Consider the following 14,822-nt stretch of genomic DNA (forward strand, 5'->3'; position numbering starts at 1 on the left):
TGCCCCCGTGTGCGGTCTCCCGTCTAGCCCGCCGTCACTCCTGCCACCACTCCGCGTCGTCCTCGCTCTTGGCCTCGACCTTGGGAGCGGGCGTCGTGGGCGGCGCGACCGGCTCGGCGGCCGGTGCGGCGATGGCCGGCTTGGCCGGGGCCGCGGCGACCGCGGGCTCCGGCTCCAGGCCCGGCAGGGCGGCGCCGCCGAGCAGCTGGCGCAGCTGGGCCAGGTGGCTGGTGATGCTGTCGCGCTGCCTGGTCAGCTCGTCGACCTGGCGCTGCATCGTGGTGCGGGTGCGCTCGGCGTCGTTCTTCGCCTCGGTGACGATCGTCTCGGCGCTGGACTTGGCCTCCGCCATAACCGTCTCGGAGCTCTTGCGGGCGTTCGCGACGAGCTGCTTGGCGTGCAGGTCGGCCTCGCGGCGGGTCTGCTCGGCCTGCTGGGTGGCCTTCGTGGCGCGCGACTCGGCCGTGGCGGCCCGCTGCTCGGCCTCGGCGACCATCTTCTGCGTGTTGGCCTGGGCGGTGGCGTGGCGCTCGGCCTCCTGGCGCTCGGCCTCCTCCCGGCGGGAGGCGAGCTGGATCTCGAACTCCGCCTCGTCCTGGGCCCGCTTGGCCTCCGACTCCTCCAGCACCCGCTGAGCCTGCGCGCGCATCTCGTCGGCCTGCCGCTTGGCGGTGGTCAGCACCTCGTCGCGCTCGCGCTTGGTCGAGGCGCGCAGCTGCGCCACCTCGCGCTCGGTGGTGGTGCGGAGCTTGGCGATCTCGCGCTCGGCGTCGGCCCGCTTCTCGGCCACCTCGTGGTCGGCGGTGGCCCGCAGCTTGGCGGCCTCGCGCTCGGTGGTGTTGGTCAGCTCGTCGGCCTCGCGGCGGGCGGTGGAGCGGATCTCCTCGGCGTCCCGCTCGGCGGTGGAGCGCATGTCGTCGCTCTCCCGCGTGGCCTGGGCCCGCTTCTCGGCGGCCTCGGCCTCGGCGGCGGCCCTCAGGTCGGCGGCCTCGACCTTGGCGGCGGCCTTGATCTCGTTGGCCTCGGTCCGGGCGGCCTGCACGAGCTCGGTGGCCTGCTCCTCGGCCAGGCGCAGCAACTGCTCGATGCGGGCGCCGAGACCGGAGTACGTCGGACGCTCCTGCTCCTGCAGCTGACGCTGGGAGTCGGACAGATCGCGCTGCAGGTTGGTGACCTGCTCCCGGGCCTGGCGTAGCTCCAGGTCGAGCTGCTTGAGGTGGTCGTGTACCTGGTGCCGGTCGTAGCCCCTGAGCACGACGTCGAACTCGCGTGCCGGGGCGTCCTCGAAGAAGTTGTTGAGCTGGGCGTCGATGTCGGACTGCATGGAGGCTCGATCCTGGGTTGTCGAGACGGCTACACGGGCCGGACGGGGGGTTCGGGGCAGCCGAGCCAGGAGCCTGTGCCTCGCGGCAGGCTCCCTGTCCGGTGGGAAGCCAGCGTACTCCGCTGGTGCCACCTTCGGGCCCCGTCCAGCTTTCTGCGTGACTAGTTACTTATGAACGATATTTCCGTTTGCTAGCGCGAGGCCGCTTGGACCAACTCGGTGAGCATTCCTCCCACATCTTTGGGGTGCAGGAACGCGATCTGCGACCCCATCGAACCGTGACGCGGACGTTCGTCCAGCACCCTCACGCCCTTCTCGTTGATCTTAGTCATGGCCTCGGCGACGTCGGAAACCCCAAATGCCACATGGTGGACACCTTCGCCGCGTTTGGCGAGGAATTTTCCTACGGGCGAGTCGTCGGAGAGCGGTTCCAGCAGCTGGATGTAGGAGCCCCCGCCTTCGCCGTCGGCGATGTGCAGCATCGCCTCCTTGACGCCCTGCGCCTCGTTGACCTCGCGGGCCACGACGGTCAGCTCGAACGTCTCCGAGAAGAAGGCGATCTTCGCCTCCAGGTCGTGGCAGGCGATCCCGATGTGGTCGATGCGCATGAACATTGTGTGGCCTACCTCCATAGCGGGCGAGCTCCTACTCGTGGGTATGGTGTCAAAGAACCCCTCGTGAGCACAGGAGGCCGCCGCCAATGTCCAGTTCCGTCATCGTCGCCGGAGCTCGTACCCCCATCGGCAAGTTGCTCGGCGCCCTGTCCGGGCTGTCCGGCGTAGAGCTGGGTGGCATCGCCATCAAGGCCGCCCTGGAACGTGCCGGAGTGGCCCCCGAGGCCGTCGAGTACGTGATCATGGGCCAGGTGCTCCAGGCGGGCGCGGGCCAGATCCCCTCCCGCCAGGCCGCGGTCAAGGCCGGCATCCCGATGACCGTGCCCTCGCTGACCGTCAACAAGGTCTGCCTGTCGGGCCTCGACGCCATCGCCCTGGCCGACCAGCTCATCCGCGCCGGCGAGTTCGACATCGTGGTCGCGGGCGGCATGGAGTCCATGACCAACGCTCCCCACCTGCTGCCGGGGCTGCGCAAGGGCGTCAAGTACGGCGGCTCCGACGTCGTCGACTCCATGGCCCACGACGGCCTGTTCTGCGCCTTCGACCAGTGCGCGATGGGCGAGTCGACCGAGCGGCACAACGCCCGGCTCGGTATCGCCCGCGACGAGCAGGACGCCCTGTCGGCCCGCTCCCACCAGCTCGCCGCCGCCGCCACCAAGAACGGCGTCTTCGAGGAGGAGATCGTCCCGGTCGAGATCCCGCAGCGCCGCGGCGAGCCGGTGATCGTCCGGGAGGACGAGGGCATCCGCGGTGACACCACCGCGGAGACGCTGGCCAAGCTGCGCCCGGCCTTCGCCGCCGACGGCACCATCACCGCCGGTTCGGCCTCGCAGATCTCCGACGGCGCGTGCGCCGTGGTGGTCATGTCGAAGGCCAAGGCGGAGGAGCTCGGGCTGCCGTGGCTGGCGGAGATCGGCCGGCACGGCAACGTGGCCGGGCCCGACGCGTCCCTGCAGTCGCAGCCGGCCAACGCCATCAAGCACGCGCTGTCCAAGCAGGGGCTGAGCACGGACGATCTCGACCTGATCGAGATCAACGAGGCCTTCGCCAGCGTGGTCCTGCAGTCGGCCAAGGAGCTCGGCGTGCCGCTGGACAAGGTGAACGTCAACGGCGGCGGCATCGCGCTGGGGCACCCGATCGGGGCCTCGGGGGCGCGGATCGTGCTGACGCTGGCGTACGAGCTGAAGCGGCGGGGCGGCGGCCTGGGGGCGGCCGGGCTGTGCGGCGGGGGCGGGCAGGGCGACGCGCTGATCATCCGCGTGCCCTGACCCGTCCGGGCCCACCCGGTCGCTGTCGTCGGGTGGGCCTGTTCTCCTGCCCCCTGTGCGCGGTCGCCGGTCAGGGCGCGGTCAATGAGCCGCGCCCTTGCCCGTGTGCCGCCCGCCCGCCGGGACCAGCTCGCACACGCCGTCGGTGCACTGACGCTGCATGCGTCCCATCGAGACGAGCTGCACCAGCGCCATCACCCAGCACGCCGGGCACCCGCGCAGGGCGATCGCGCCGGGGACGGCGAGCACCAGGCTGACCGGCCCGGTCCACGGGATCAGCGCGACCGCGGCGATCAGCGCGCCGAAGCCCAGCGCGCCGCGGGCCAGGTGACGGGGCAGTGACGTCCCCGGGGTGGGCTCAGTCATGGAGGGCTCCTTGGGACAGCAGGCCGTGCACGGTCGCACGGGCGCGGTGCAGGCGGGACTTCATCGCGGGGACGCTCAGCCCGAGGGCGTCGGCGACCATGCGGCCGCTGAGCCCCTGGACGTCCCGCATGATGAGCACCCGCCGCTGGTCGGCGGGGAGTGCCGCGATGGCCTCGGCCACCCGCGCGGCCTCCAGCCGTTCGAACATCTCCTCCTCGGCCGACTGCGCGGCGGGCGAGGAGGGCGCGGGCGGGCCGGGGCGCAGCATCAGGCGGGCCCGCCTGATGCATTCGTTGCGGATGATCCGGAACATCCACGAGGCCAGCGCTCCGGACGCGCGCAGGGTGCCGATCTTGCGGTACAGGACGATCAGCGCCTCCTGGGCGGCGTCCTCGGCGTCCTCCGGCGTGGCGCACAGCGTGTGGGCGAAGCGCCGCACATGCGGGTGGGCGCCCGACACCAGCGCGGCGATCGAGTCGGCGTCGCCGGCCCGGGCCGCGTTGATCAGCTGCTCGTCCGACCACGCGCGCCCGTCGCCGGGCGGCTCCGGGGCCGCCCGGCCGGGCCCGGCGGGCCCGGCCAGGCGCTGCGGGTCAGCCACGTTCCTTGCTCCTTCGCCGCAGTACGACCACGCACGTGCAGATCAGTACGGCCGCAGCCCCGGCCGCGATGGCAATCACCATGATGGTCTCCCATTGTCTCGTTCCGTTGTACGGACATGAGAGGCACCGACCCCCGAAAAGGATTCAGGAGACGCGGGTGAAGTCGGCCGTCCAGTTCGTCTCCCAGGTCGTCCCGCCGTCGGGGGAGAAGCGCTGCTCCCAGCGGCACGACTCGGCGGTGATGTCCGACCAGACGTAGGCGACCTTGATCGGCCTGCCGTCGTACACGTCGTCGCAGGTGAACAGGCCGACACCGGTGTCGTCGAAGCGGCCCACGACGGGCGGCAGGGACATGCCGGTGGCGCTGCCGGCCCAATAGAGCGCCCACGTGTCGGCCGCCTTGTCATGCAGGCGGAGGGTCACCCCGGCGGAGCCCTCGCTGGGGAAGGTGACCTCGTCGATGTTGCCCGCACCGTCCAGGACACTCCAGCACCTGGTGTGGCCGGTGAACTCGTACCATTCTTCGCTGCCGGCGAGCGCCTTGCGCAGCCGCCGCTGCCGTGAGGTCCAGGTGCCGACGAAGAAGTCGAAGCTGTTGTCCATGCCCGGGACGGTATGCGCCGATCCCTGACATCTTCCGTCAGTGTCCTCGCGCCGTACGAGCCCCCGCGACGTACGGCGCGAACGCGCGACACCCCGGTCCCACCAGGAACGGGACCGGGGTGTCGCTGACGCTGCGCTCGGGCCGGCCAGGAATCCGGCGCCGGACGCGCCCCCCTAAGGGGGCATCTCAGCCCGGCCGCGAGGGAGGCTGCGGCCGGGCTGCTTGTGGGCGGTCATGAAGCCAGGAACTTGGCGAAGACCGAGCGGTGGCGACGTTCGGAACGCTGTCCCTTCAGCGCTTCCCGTACGCGCCGCTGCTCGGCGGCGGCCTGACGGAGTTCGGCGGCGTGGTGCTGCATGACGGAGTACTCGAGTTCGGCGTTCATCCGATGCTCCTGCTGTTCGTGTTCCTTGTTCCCTGCACTCTTAAGACTCCTCCTAAGGCCCCTCCCGCCACATCGGGCGGATGTCCTATCTGCCGGGGTCCGGGCAGGTAGGGAGGTACTTAGGCAGGCGTGCCCAGGGACTTAGGACGCCTCGGCATACCTAGGCGGGAACGCGGACGGACCGCGCCACCCGAGGTGGAGCGGTCCGTGGGCAGGGTAAGGAGGCCCGTCAGGGCTCGTCGGTGAACTTCACGGTCACCTTGGCGAACCCGAGCGACTTGAGCATGCCGGTGAGCATCGACTTGGTGTTGGCGTCGGCCCGCGCCCGCAGGTCGCTGGCCACGGCCGCCTCGGTGATCTTCTTCTCCGCCAGCAGGTAGAGCTCGCGCTGGTCGCCCGGGGAGCCCGACAGGAAGTCCTGGACGCGGTCGAGCAGGCCGCGCTGCTGGGCGAACACGTACGAGCGGCTGTTGTCCAGGTTGGGCTTCTCCAACTGGGCGCGCGGGAGCCGGACGGTGGCCTCGGTGCGCTCCTTGTTCACGGTCACCGCGCCCGCCCCCATGGCCGAGAAGTCGACGTAGGCGTCGACGCCGCCCGCGCCCACGAACAGCGTGCGGGTGCCCTTGACCGCGTCGGGCAGGAAGTTGGCGTCCTTCTCCAGGTCGACGACGACCTGGAAGGTGCCCGTGGCCGCCTCGAACCGGCTGAGGTCCTTGATGGACTGCAGCAGCACCGGCTGGCTGCGGTCGACGGTCTGCTCCCCGAACGGGTTGAGCCAGGTCCAGGCCAGCCGGCCGCCCACCACGAGCAGGACCGCCAGGACGAGGAACCCCGCCGCATATCGCCACCTGCGCCGCCGCCGGGGAGCCAGGTCCGGCGGCGTCGTCTGGGAAGTCGTCATGGGGCATGACTACCCGCTCGTCGATCATCAGTGCCACCCGTAGGGTGACATCTTCGTCCTCAGCCGGTGGTGCGCGGGGTGCCGGGGTCGGGATAGACCGGGTAGACGTGGCTGCTCTCGGGCGTGGCGCCGGTGGGGGGCGTGATGACGGCGGTGGGGGCCGGACCGCCGCCGAAGTGCGTGCTGGACAGGCGGCACGCCTGGAAGTCGCTGTAGAACATGCGCAGCCACTCCCTGCGCTGGTGCTCGTCGAGGCCGGAGAACCAGGACGCGGCGTACTGGTGCTCGGGCAGCGGCCCGCCGGGCAGCGGCTCGCCGCGCAGCCAGGCCATCACGATCTCCCGGTAGCCGTCGGCCGGCGTGCCGGGGCAGCGGGCGGCCAGCGCGTCGATGTACTCGTAGGCCGCCTCCTCGGCGAACCCCGCCGACAGGTCGGGCACGTGGATCGGCGCCAGGCCGTTGGAGGGCTTCAGCGGCTCGTCCAGCGGCCGCTGCTCCACCCGCGTGAACGCGGCCGGCGTGCCGGCCAGGCGCGAGGCGATCTGCGTGAACACCGCGCCCAGCTCGGTCTGCCCGGCCCGCATCCCGGGGTGCAGGCAGACCGTGATCGGCCACTCCTGGCAGGCGTAGGCGATGTCCTCGGCCGCGGCCGGCTTGGGGTGGGCCAGCATCCGCGACACGCCCATGCCCGCCGCCAGCACGGCCAGCAGCGCGCACGCCAGCACCAGGGCCTGCCTGGTCACCAGCGCCGCCCAGCCGAGCAGCAGCGCGCAGGTGATGCCGAGCAGCCAGATCGTCTGGTCGAAGAACGGCGCGCCGCCCAGCCCCTGGAACAGGTCGTACGGCTCGCCCGTGCCCGGCACCAGCCGGTCGGCCAGCCCCCGGTCGTCGGCCAGCCAGGAGAAGGCGACGTAGCAGGCCAGCCCCGCGATCGGCGGCGTGAGCGCCTTGGGCACGACCCAGCCGGCCACCCACCCGATCACCGCGTAGAGCGCCAGGCCCGCCATGCCCATGCCCAGGCCGGACAGGCTGAGCCGCCCCGCCTGGTCGGTGAGCACGGTCTTGACCGCCAGCACCAGCACCGTCGCGCCGAACGAGCCCAGCACCACCACCACGATCGCCAGCGGCGCCTTGAGCGCCCGCCAGGTCGTGAGCGACCGCCCGCGCAGGGCGCGCCGCTTGCGCAACGCCACCCAGGCGGCGAAGGCGGCCGCCACCGGCCCGGTCATCCGCAGCGAGCCGATGACAGCGGCCAGGATGTTCTCCCACGCGTCGACGCCGGGTATCAGGACGTTCCACGCCGCGACCAGGCCGAGAGCGAGCAGCACCGCCACTGTCACGGCCGCGCTGTGCTTCAGCTCCTCGCGTGTAACGCCCGAGTGCTCACGCACCCTGTATCCCGTTGATGTTCACCAAGCACCCCCCGTGCCCTCGGCAAAGCGGAAGAATGCCAGCCCAGACCCGTCCCCACGGCAGATGGACTTGGCTTCCGCGTCACCTTACGTGAGAGAACCATAACGGAGCGTGATGATTGACGGTCGGATTCTTGGTCAAGCGGTGAAGCCTGTCGCTCCAGGTAGCCCGACGAAACCGGGACGAGAGGCACGCTACCGTAGCGCTGTGTCCCAGCCGAAGCCGCTCAATCTGCCGTTCGATCCCATCGACCGCGCCGCGGAGAGCTGGCGTGCCCGCTTCGGGCCTTCCTCCGCGATGGCCGCGGTCACCTCGATCATGAGAGCACAGCAGATCCTGCTGTCGCAGCTCGACTCCCTGCTGAAACCCCACGACCTCACCTTCGCCCGCTACGAGGCCCTGGTCCTGCTGACCTTCAGCCACACCGGCTCGCTGCCGCTGTGGAAGATCGGCGAACGGCTCATGGTCCACCCCACCAGCGTCACGAACACGGTGGACAGGCTGGAGAAGTCCGGGTTCGTCTGCCGCCTGCCCAACCCCCGCGACGGCCGCGGCGTGCTCGCCGAGATCACCGCCAAGGGCAGGGAGGTCGTGCGCCGGGCCACCGACGACCTGATGGCCGCCGAGTTCGGCCTCACGATGTACGCCGAGGACGAACTCCGCCAGATCTTCGACCAGCTCCGCACGCTGAGGGTGGCGGCGGGTGACTTCGCGGGCCCGTCCATGCGGCAAGATGAGGAGCATGGCGGACTTCTCTAGGCCCGGGTCGCTCTACGGAGCTGTGGACCTGGGCGCGCGCAAACAGGCACTGGAGGCCCAGGCCCGGCGGGAGGCCGCCGGTCCCCAGGGGGCCACCTCGGCCTCGGTCGTCGACGTGACCGAGGAGACGTTCACGACGGACGTCATCGACCGGTCGATGACCGTGCCGGTGGTGCTCGACCTGTGGTCGCCGCGGGCGCCCGGCAGCGCCCAGCTCAGCCCCGTGCTCGAGAAGGTGATCGGCGACCTGGGCGGCCGGGCCGTGCTGGCCAAGGTCAACGTCGACGCCAGCCCCCAGATCGCGCAGGCGCTGCGGGTGCAGGCCGTGCCGACCGTGCTGGCCATCTTCCAGGGGCAGGCCGTCACCGGCTTCCAGCAGGTGCTGCCCGAGCAGGAGGTGCGCCGCTGGCTCGACGAGCTGATGGGCGCGGTCGAGCAGTTCTACCAGGCCAACCCCGACGCCCGGCCGCCGGCGGCCGAGGAGGGGCCGGAGGCGCCCGCCGGGCCGCCCGCCGACCCCGACCTGGTGGCGGCCGAGCAGGCCATCGACGCCGGCGACCTCGACGCGGCCGAGGCGGCCTACCAGCGCCTGCTGGCCCGCGTCCCCGGCGACGAGGACGCCAAGATGGGCCTGGCGGGCGTCGGCCTGATCAAGCGCACCTCCGCGGCCGACCCGGCCGACGTGCAGCGGCGCCTCCAGGACCCGTCCGACGTCGACGCGCAGCTCCTGGCGGCCGACCTGGAGATGCTCTCCGGCGCGGTCGACGAGGCGTTCGAGCGCGTCGTGGCCGTGGTCAAGCGCACGTCGGGCGACGACCGGGACCGGGCCAGAAAGCACTTGCTCGGACTTTTCGACGCGTTGCCGTCAGACGACCCATCTTTGGCAAAAGCGCGTAGAGCATTGGCGAGTGCCCTGTTCTAACCTGGAGGTATGCGGGTCGTCACGATCTCCGCGGCCTACGGCACGGCCGGCAGCCACATCGGCCCGGCCGTCGCCGAGCGGCTCGGCGTGCCCTTCGTCGACCGTGCCATCCCCAGCGCCGTGGCCAAGGAACTCGGCTGCACGCTGGAGGAGGCGCTGGCCCATGACGACCGCGCCGAACACGGCCTCGGCAGGCTGCTGTCGGGCGCCATCCGGCTGCCCACGGTCACCTTCGGCGGCGTGGACATGTACGTCCCCGGTGCGATGCCGCTGCCGCCCGAGGAGTTCGTCCGGCGCACCGAGCGCATGATGAAGGAGATGGCCCTGGCCCAGGGAGGCGTCTTCCTGGGCCGCGCCGGCGCCCTGGTGCTGGCCGACCATCCCGGCGCCCTGCACGTCAGGCTCGACGCGCCGCTCAAGCGCCGGGTCCGCCAGACGGCCACGCTGAGCGGCACGAGCGAGCGCGAGGCGCGGGCCGTCATCGAGGACAACGACCGGGCCAGGACGGCCTACGTCCGCCACTTCTACCGGGCGGATCCGGGCGATCCGTGCCACTATCACCTTGTGCTCGACAGCACGACGATTCCCGTTCCCGCGTGTGTCGATCTCATCGTCACCGCAGCGACGGCACTGGGTTGACCTGATGCCCCCTATCCTTGGATGACTTCTTGGTCAGTCCCGAAGGAGCGATTGACGTGGCGACCGTCCCGAGTGTGTCGTACTCCATAACCGTGCGTCTCGAGGTGCCCGCAGGCGGCAAGGCCGTGAGCCAGCTCACCCATGCCGTAGAGTCGGCCGGAGGCGTGGTGACCGCCCTCGACGTCACCAACGCGGGCCACGAGAAGCTGCGCATCGACGTCACCTGTGCCGCCCGCGACACCGACCACGCGCAGGCCATCGTCGACCAGCTGGAGGCGGTCGAGGGCGTCGTCATCCACAAGGTCTCCGACCGCACGTTCCTCATGCACCTCGGCGGCAAGATCGAGATGAAGTCGAAGGTGCCGCTGCGCAACCGCGACGAGCTGTCCATGGCCTACACCCCGGGCGTGGCGCGCGTGTCGATGGCCATCGCCAGGAACAAGGAGGACGCGCGGCGCCTGACGATCAAGCGCAACTCGGTGGCCGTGGTCACCGACGGGTCGGCGGTGCTGGGGCTGGGCAACATCGGGCCGGAGGCCGCGCTGCCGGTCATGGAGGGCAAGGCTGCCCTGTTCAAGCGGTTCGCCGGCATCGACGCCTGGCCGATCTGCCTCGACACCCAAGATGTCGACGAGATCGTCCGCACGGTCCAGCTCATCGCGCCCGGGTTCGGCGGCATCAACCTGGAGGACATCGGCGCGCCGCGCTGCTTCGAGGTCGAGCGCCGGCTGCGCGAGCTGCTGGACATCCCGGTCTTCCACGACGACCAGCACGGCACGGCGATCTGCGTGCTGGCGGCCCTGACCAACGCGCTGCGCGTGGTGAACAAGTCCATCGAGAACGTCAAGATCACGATGGCCGGCGCCGGCGCGGCCGGGAACGCGGTGCTGCGGCTGCTGCTGGCCGCGGGCGCCCGCAACGTGGTCGTCTGCGACTACCTGGGCGCCGTGCACAAGGGCCGCGACGACCTCGACGACTCGCTGCGCTGGATCGCCGAGCACACCAACGCCGACGGCTACGCGGGCGACCTGCGCGGTGCGGTCAAGGACGCCGACGTGTTCGTGGGCGTGTCCGCGCCCGGCATCCTGACCGGCGACGACATCGCGACGATGGCCAAGGACTCCGTGGTGTTCGCGCTGGCCAACCCCGAGCCCGAGGTCTCGCCCGACGACGCGCGCGAGCACGCCGCCGTGGTGGCGACCGGCCGCTCCGACTACCCCAACCAGATCAACAACGTGCTGGCCTTCCCGGGGGTGTTCCGCGGGCTGCTCGACGCGCAGGCCGGCGGGGTGACGCAGGAGATGCTGCTGGCCGCGGCGGGCGCGCTGGCGGCCGTGGTGACACCGGAGGAGCTGGGCCCCAACTACATCGTGCCGAGCGTCTTCCACCCCGACGTGGCGACGGCGGTGGCCGCCGCGGTCCGCGAAAGCGCCGGCGGCCGGGCCCGCGGCTTCACCGAGGCGTGATCCTGCGGGGGCCAAGGCAGGCTCGGCCCCCGCACCCAGACGGCCCACAGAGCGCACCGTCACGGCGGCGCGCCGGTGAAGGGTCAGAGGGCGTGACATGGAGGGCCGTCAGCCGAAGTCCGGCGGGTGGCTCGACCACGCGAAGCCGTAAAGACAGAAAGCGTGAAAGGGCCGTGAAGCCGGAAAGGCTCCCGCCTACCGGGTGACGGCGGGGATCAGGCGGTAGCTTTCCTGGAAGACCAGGTTGTGGGCGTCGGCGGCGGCGATGGCGCGCAGGGTGGTCAGCTGGCCCGCCGCGTCGGAGTGGTCGAAGACGTTCAGCGGCCAGTCGCCGACCGTGTTGCCGCGCAGGTGCGGGTGGTGGAAGTCGGCGCCGTAGTGGGCCACGATCGCGATCGGCAGGATGTCCTTGTCGCGCTGCTCCGGCCACGTGAGCGACCACATGGCGTTGAGCCCGCCCTCCTGAGACCTGGTGAGCCCGCTGGCCACCACCTGCCCCGTGCCGAGGAGCAGGTCGGCGTTGAACTCGTCCAGCGTCGCCCGCGCCACGGGGTCGAGCAGCTCGACCGCCGTGGCGAACAGGCGTTCTTTGTCCTCCCGCGCGGTGACGCCGCCGTGGACGCCGTCGCGCAGGTCGGTGAAATGCCTGATCAGGGCCTCGTTCATGGCAGTGCGCATGCCTACCCCCTTCCCCCGGGACAGGGGCGACACCCCGTGCGGCGGCGATCCGCCGCACGGGCACGCGCGGGTCAGGCGGCGAACGGCGCCGGACGCCGGTCGCGGATGCTCAGTTCGTAGATCTTCTCGTAGCCCATGGCCATGCCGAGCGCGTCGAAGTTGCGCTTGACGTGCATGCGGCAGTCGGCCGGGTGCAGGCCGCCCGCGGCCTCGACGGCCTCGGCCAGGTCGGCGGGGTCGTCGCAGACGTAACCGGTGATGCCGTCGACGAGGACCTCGCCCACGGCGCCGCCGCGCAGCGCGACCACCGGGGTGCCGCTCGCCATGGCCTCGATCATGACCATGCCGAACGCCTCCTCCCGGCGGCTGGGGAAGAGCAGGCAGTGGGCGTCGGCCAGCAGCTCGCGCTTGCGCGGGCCGTCGGCCTCGCCGACATAGACGGCGTCGTCGCCGAGCCGGGGACGGATGTGGCTGTCGAAGTACTCGTGCTCGGACGGCTCGTTCAGCCGGCCGGCGAGCAGGATGCGCCGGCCGGCCTGCCGGGCGGCGTCGATGGCCAGGTGGGCGCCCTTCTCGGGGCTGAACCGGCCGAGGAAGAGCGCGTAGTCCTCCTTGTGCTCGCGGAGGGGGAAGCTCTTCAGGTCCACGCCGTTGTGCACGGTGCCCAGCCAGTTGAGGTCGGGGGCCTGCATGCGCTGGAACGTCGAGGTGGACACCAGGCCGACGGAGTCGCCGAGCCGGCGGTAGCGCTCGGCCTGCTCGCCCGAGGCCGGGCCGTGCACAGTCGTCACCGTCGGGATCCGGGGGTTCAGGGCGGTCACCGAGCCCGCCGGGGAGTGGTCGTGGACGACGTCCACGTCCAGGTCCGCCGGCCGGACGTCGGGGACCGCCGTCCCAGGGACGGGTTCGTCCAGCGGATGGGAAGGCGGCTGGGTGTAGGCGGCCAGGACGTGGGGTGAGGTGCCCGTCCGGCCGGCGCCGATCAGGGTGACCTGGTGGCCCAGTCTGAGCAGGGACCGCGCGAGGTCGTCCATCATGACCTTGACGCCGCCGTACGAGCGGGGCGGGTTCTCGAACCTCGGGGGAGCCACCATCGCGATGTGCAGCCGGGACTTGGCGGACATGACGTCACCTCCGTAGGGGCGGCAGAAGAGGGTTCAGCCGGTAGGCGCTCCGACACCTCGATGCGACCCGGGGGGGCCTCGGCGACGGATGCGACATTTCGGATTCCCCGTACCGGCCGCTTCGAACCTGTGATCTGCGGTGACGTTCGTCGCAGCCGCGGCGGCGGGGTGCCGCCGCGGCCCGGGTGACGGTCAGGCGAGGAGCTGCTCGATGCGGGTGCGGACGTCGGGCGTGTCGAGGCCGCGCACGGTGAGCGTGGTCCGGCGGCGCACGACGTCGTCGACGGTGGCCGCCCACTCGTGGTCGCGGGCGTAGACGGCCTGGGCCCAGATGTCGGGCCCGTCGGGGTGGATGCGCTCGCCGAGCGAGGGGTCGTCGCGGATGAGCCGGGCCACGTCGAAGGCGATCGTGCCGTAGTGGGTGGCCAGGTTGCGGGCGACCAGCGGGTCCATGCGGGCGCCCGGCTCGCGTTCGGTCCACAGGCGCATGGCGACGGCGTCCGGGCTGGCCAGGCCCGGCAGGGGCACGGCGGGCAGGATGTCGGCCAGGTCGTCGCCGAGCGGCCGGCCCGGCAGGCGGGAGAGGGTCTCCAGGACGTGCCTGCCGATGTGCCGGTAGGTGGTCCACTTGCCGCCCGCGACCGACAACATGCCGCCCGCGCCCCTGGTCACCACGGTCTCCCGCTTGGCGGCCGACACCTGCCCGGGGCCGCCGGGCAGCACGCGCAGCCCGGCGAAGGCGTAGGTGATGTCCTCGCGGCGGAGCTGGCAGTCGCGTACGGCGTGGCCGGCCTCGTCGAGGATCTGGGCGATGTCGGCGTCGGTGGCGCGCACGTCGGCCGGGTCGCCCTCGTACGCCTCGTCGGTGGTGCCGAGCAGCAGGTGGTCCTCCCACGGGATGGCGAAGGAGACCCGGTACTTGTCGATCGGCGTGGTGAGCGCGGCCTTCCACGGGTCGTGGCGGCGCATGACGAGGTGGGCGCCCTTGGAGAGCCTGATGCTCGGCGCGGCGTGCGGGTCCTCCATCCGGCGCAGGTGGTCCACCCACGGGCCGGTGGCGTTGAGGACGAGCCGGGCGTCCACCCCGAACTCGGTGCCGTCGAGGCGGTCGCGCAGCTCGGCCCCCGTCACGTTGCCGATCACGTTGCCGCCCGACTTGCGCAGCCCGACGACCTCGGCGTGGTTGAGCACGACCGCGCCCGCGTCGACCGCCGCGCGCACGGTCATGACGGCGACGCGGCTGTCGTTCATCTGGTGGTCGCCGTAGACGGCGGCGGCGCGCAGGCCCTCGCTGCGCAGCGCGGGGACGCGGGTCATGGCCTGGTGCGGCGTGATGACCTTGCCCATGCCGTCGCCGAACACCGACAGCGCGGAGTACAGGAAGACGCCGGCGCCGAGCTTGGCCGCGCCGTGCGGGCCGCCCTTGTAGATCGGCACCAGGAAGCTGAGCGGTTTGACCAGGTGGGGCGCGATGTCGGCGGCCAGGGCACGGCGTTCGCGGTGGTTCTCGGCGACCAGCTTGACGTTGCCGGTCTGCAGGTAGCGCAGGCCGCCGTGGACCAGCTTGGACGACGCGCTGGAGGTGGCCCCGGCGAAGTCGCCCGCCTCGACCATCGCCACCCGCAGCCCGGCCTGCGCGGCCATCCAGGTGATGGAGGTGCCGAGGATGCCGCCGCCGATCACCAGCAGGTCGTACGTGGCGCGGGAGAGCTCGTGCCGGATCTCGGCCCGGTCGGCGCCGATGGCGATGTTCATGA

The 14,822-nt window shown here is 71.6% G+C and carries 16 protein-coding genes; 5 read left to right on the top strand and 11 right to left on the bottom strand.

Going from position 1 to position 14,822, the window contains the following annotated elements:
* Window positions 1–34: 34 nt before the first annotated feature.
* Together ABZ459_RS16490 and mce are read right to left on the bottom strand one after the other, a co-directional pair.
* A complete protein-coding gene (locus ABZ459_RS16490) occupies window positions 35–1,324 on the bottom strand; it encodes a DivIVA domain-containing protein (RefSeq protein ID WP_357971079.1) in 1,290 nt (429 codons plus the stop codon).
* Between the two features lie 191 nt (window positions 1,325–1,515).
* Window positions 1,516–1,938, bottom strand: coding sequence for a methylmalonyl-CoA epimerase (gene mce, locus ABZ459_RS16495; protein ID WP_357971080.1), 423 nt, complete (start codon window positions 1,936–1,938; stop codon window positions 1,516–1,518).
* An 86-nt stretch (window positions 1,939–2,024) separates the two neighbouring features.
* Between mce and ABZ459_RS16500 the strand changes: the two genes are divergently transcribed.
* Window positions 2,025–3,206, top strand: a complete 1,182-nt coding sequence (locus tag ABZ459_RS16500; protein WP_357971081.1) for an acetyl-CoA C-acetyltransferase — start codon at window positions 2,025–2,027, stop codon at window positions 3,204–3,206.
* 81 nt (window positions 3,207–3,287) lie between these two features.
* Here ABZ459_RS16500 and ABZ459_RS16505 read toward each other — a convergent pair whose 3' ends face one another.
* From ABZ459_RS16505 to ABZ459_RS16530, 6 genes are all read right to left on the bottom strand, one after another.
* Window positions 3,288–3,572: a hypothetical protein gene (locus ABZ459_RS16505; RefSeq protein ID WP_357971082.1), complete on the bottom strand. Its 285-nt coding sequence runs from the start codon at window positions 3,570–3,572 to the stop codon at window positions 3,288–3,290.
* Window positions 3,565–4,173, bottom strand: a complete 609-nt coding sequence (locus ABZ459_RS16510) for a sigma-70 family RNA polymerase sigma factor (RefSeq protein WP_357971083.1) — start codon at window positions 4,171–4,173, stop codon at window positions 3,565–3,567. Before ABZ459_RS16510 ends, ABZ459_RS16505 begins: the two co-directional genes overlap by 8 nt.
* Before the next feature lie 145 nt (window positions 4,174–4,318).
* Window positions 4,319–4,777 (bottom strand): hypothetical protein, encoded by a 459-nt coding sequence (locus ABZ459_RS16515; protein ID WP_357971084.1) that lies wholly within the window; start codon window positions 4,775–4,777, stop codon window positions 4,319–4,321.
* Between the two features lie 233 nt (window positions 4,778–5,010).
* Window positions 5,011–5,163, bottom strand: coding sequence for a hypothetical protein (locus ABZ459_RS16520; protein WP_189648914.1), 153 nt, complete (start codon window positions 5,161–5,163; stop codon window positions 5,011–5,013).
* Between the two features lie 229 nt (window positions 5,164–5,392).
* Window positions 5,393–6,064, bottom strand: coding sequence for a DUF4230 domain-containing protein (locus tag ABZ459_RS16525; protein ID WP_357971085.1), 672 nt, complete (start codon window positions 6,062–6,064; stop codon window positions 5,393–5,395).
* A 59-nt stretch (window positions 6,065–6,123) separates the two neighbouring features.
* Complete coding sequence (locus ABZ459_RS16530) at window positions 6,124–7,455, bottom strand: hypothetical protein (RefSeq protein WP_357971086.1); 1,332 nt, start codon at window positions 7,453–7,455, stop codon at window positions 6,124–6,126.
* Window positions 7,456–7,684: 229 nt separating this feature from the next.
* Here ABZ459_RS16530 and ABZ459_RS16535 point away from each other — a divergent pair, with 229 nt between their 5' ends.
* Genes ABZ459_RS16535 through ABZ459_RS16550 form a run of 4 tightly spaced genes read left to right on the top strand, consistent with a single transcriptional unit; the run spans window position 7,685 to window position 11,263 of the window.
* Window positions 7,685–8,236, top strand: a complete 552-nt coding sequence (locus ABZ459_RS16535; RefSeq protein ID WP_357971087.1) for a MarR family transcriptional regulator — start codon at window positions 7,685–7,687, stop codon at window positions 8,234–8,236.
* On the top strand, window positions 8,220–9,158 hold the full coding sequence (locus ABZ459_RS16540; protein WP_357971088.1) for a tetratricopeptide repeat protein: 939 nt from the start codon (window positions 8,220–8,222) through the stop codon (window positions 9,156–9,158). Before ABZ459_RS16535 ends, ABZ459_RS16540 begins: the two co-directional genes overlap by 17 nt.
* 9 nt (window positions 9,159–9,167) lie before the next feature.
* The gene (locus tag ABZ459_RS16545) at window positions 9,168–9,797 is read left to right on the top strand and encodes a cytidylate kinase-like family protein (RefSeq protein ID WP_352350062.1); all 630 of its coding nucleotides are present in this window, start codon (window positions 9,168–9,170) and stop codon (window positions 9,795–9,797) included.
* 56 nt (window positions 9,798–9,853) lie between these two features.
* Entirely contained in the window at window positions 9,854–11,263 is a 1,410-nt protein-coding gene (locus tag ABZ459_RS16550; RefSeq protein WP_357971089.1) for an NAD-dependent malic enzyme, read from the top strand.
* Between the two features lie 195 nt (window positions 11,264–11,458).
* Here the strand turns inward: ABZ459_RS16550 and ABZ459_RS16555 are convergent, their stop codons facing one another.
* From ABZ459_RS16555 to ABZ459_RS16565, 3 genes are all read right to left on the bottom strand, one after another.
* Window positions 11,459–11,941, bottom strand: coding sequence for a hypothetical protein (locus ABZ459_RS16555; RefSeq protein ID WP_352326153.1), 483 nt, complete (start codon window positions 11,939–11,941; stop codon window positions 11,459–11,461).
* Between the two features lie 71 nt (window positions 11,942–12,012).
* Entirely contained in the window at window positions 12,013–13,065 is a 1,053-nt protein-coding gene (locus tag ABZ459_RS16560; protein ID WP_357971090.1) for a glycosyltransferase family 4 protein, read from the bottom strand.
* 192 nt (window positions 13,066–13,257) lie between these two features.
* On the bottom strand, window positions 13,258–14,820 hold the full coding sequence (locus tag ABZ459_RS16565) for a glycerol-3-phosphate dehydrogenase/oxidase (RefSeq protein ID WP_357971091.1): 1,563 nt from the start codon (window positions 14,818–14,820) through the stop codon (window positions 13,258–13,260).
* Window positions 14,821–14,822: the final 2 nt, after the last annotated feature.

Source organism: Nonomuraea sp. NPDC005692, assembly GCF_040631115.1.
Classification (GTDB): domain Bacteria; phylum Actinomycetota; class Actinomycetes; order Streptosporangiales; family Streptosporangiaceae; genus Nonomuraea.

Excerpts from the sequence above, each read along its gene's own strand:
- ABZ459_RS16505 (WP_357971082.1), bottom strand. The coding sequence starts at position 3,572 with ATGACTGAGCCCACCCCGGGGACGTCACTGCCCCGTCACCTGGCCCGC.
- ABZ459_RS16500 (WP_357971081.1), top strand. The coding sequence starts at position 2,025 with ATGTCCAGTTCCGTCATCGTCGCCGGAGCTCGTACCCCCATCGGCAAG.
- ABZ459_RS16525 (WP_357971085.1), bottom strand. The coding sequence starts at position 6,064 with ATGACGACTTCCCAGACGACGCCGCCGGACCTGGCTCCCCGGCGGCGG.
- ABZ459_RS16555 (WP_352326153.1), bottom strand. The coding sequence starts at position 11,941 with ATGCGCACTGCCATGAACGAGGCCCTGATCAGGCATTTCACCGACCTG.
- ABZ459_RS16515 (WP_357971084.1), bottom strand. The coding sequence starts at position 4,777 with ATGGACAACAGCTTCGACTTCTTCGTCGGCACCTGGACCTCACGGCAG.
- ABZ459_RS16540 (WP_357971088.1), top strand. The coding sequence starts at position 8,220 with ATGGCGGACTTCTCTAGGCCCGGGTCGCTCTACGGAGCTGTGGACCTG.
- mce (WP_357971080.1), bottom strand. The coding sequence starts at position 1,938 with ATGTTCATGCGCATCGACCACATCGGGATCGCCTGCCACGACCTGGAG.
- ABZ459_RS16565 (WP_357971091.1), bottom strand. The coding sequence starts at position 14,820 with ATGAACATCGCCATCGGCGCCGACCGGGCCGAGATCCGGCACGAGCTC.
- ABZ459_RS16520 (WP_189648914.1), bottom strand. The coding sequence starts at position 5,163 with ATGAACGCCGAACTCGAGTACTCCGTCATGCAGCACCACGCCGCCGAA.
- ABZ459_RS16490 (WP_357971079.1), bottom strand. The coding sequence starts at position 1,324 with ATGCAGTCCGACATCGACGCCCAGCTCAACAACTTCTTCGAGGACGCC.
- ABZ459_RS16560 (WP_357971090.1), bottom strand. The coding sequence starts at position 13,065 with ATGTCCGCCAAGTCCCGGCTGCACATCGCGATGGTGGCTCCCCCGAGG.
- ABZ459_RS16545 (WP_352350062.1), top strand. The coding sequence starts at position 9,168 with ATGCGGGTCGTCACGATCTCCGCGGCCTACGGCACGGCCGGCAGCCAC.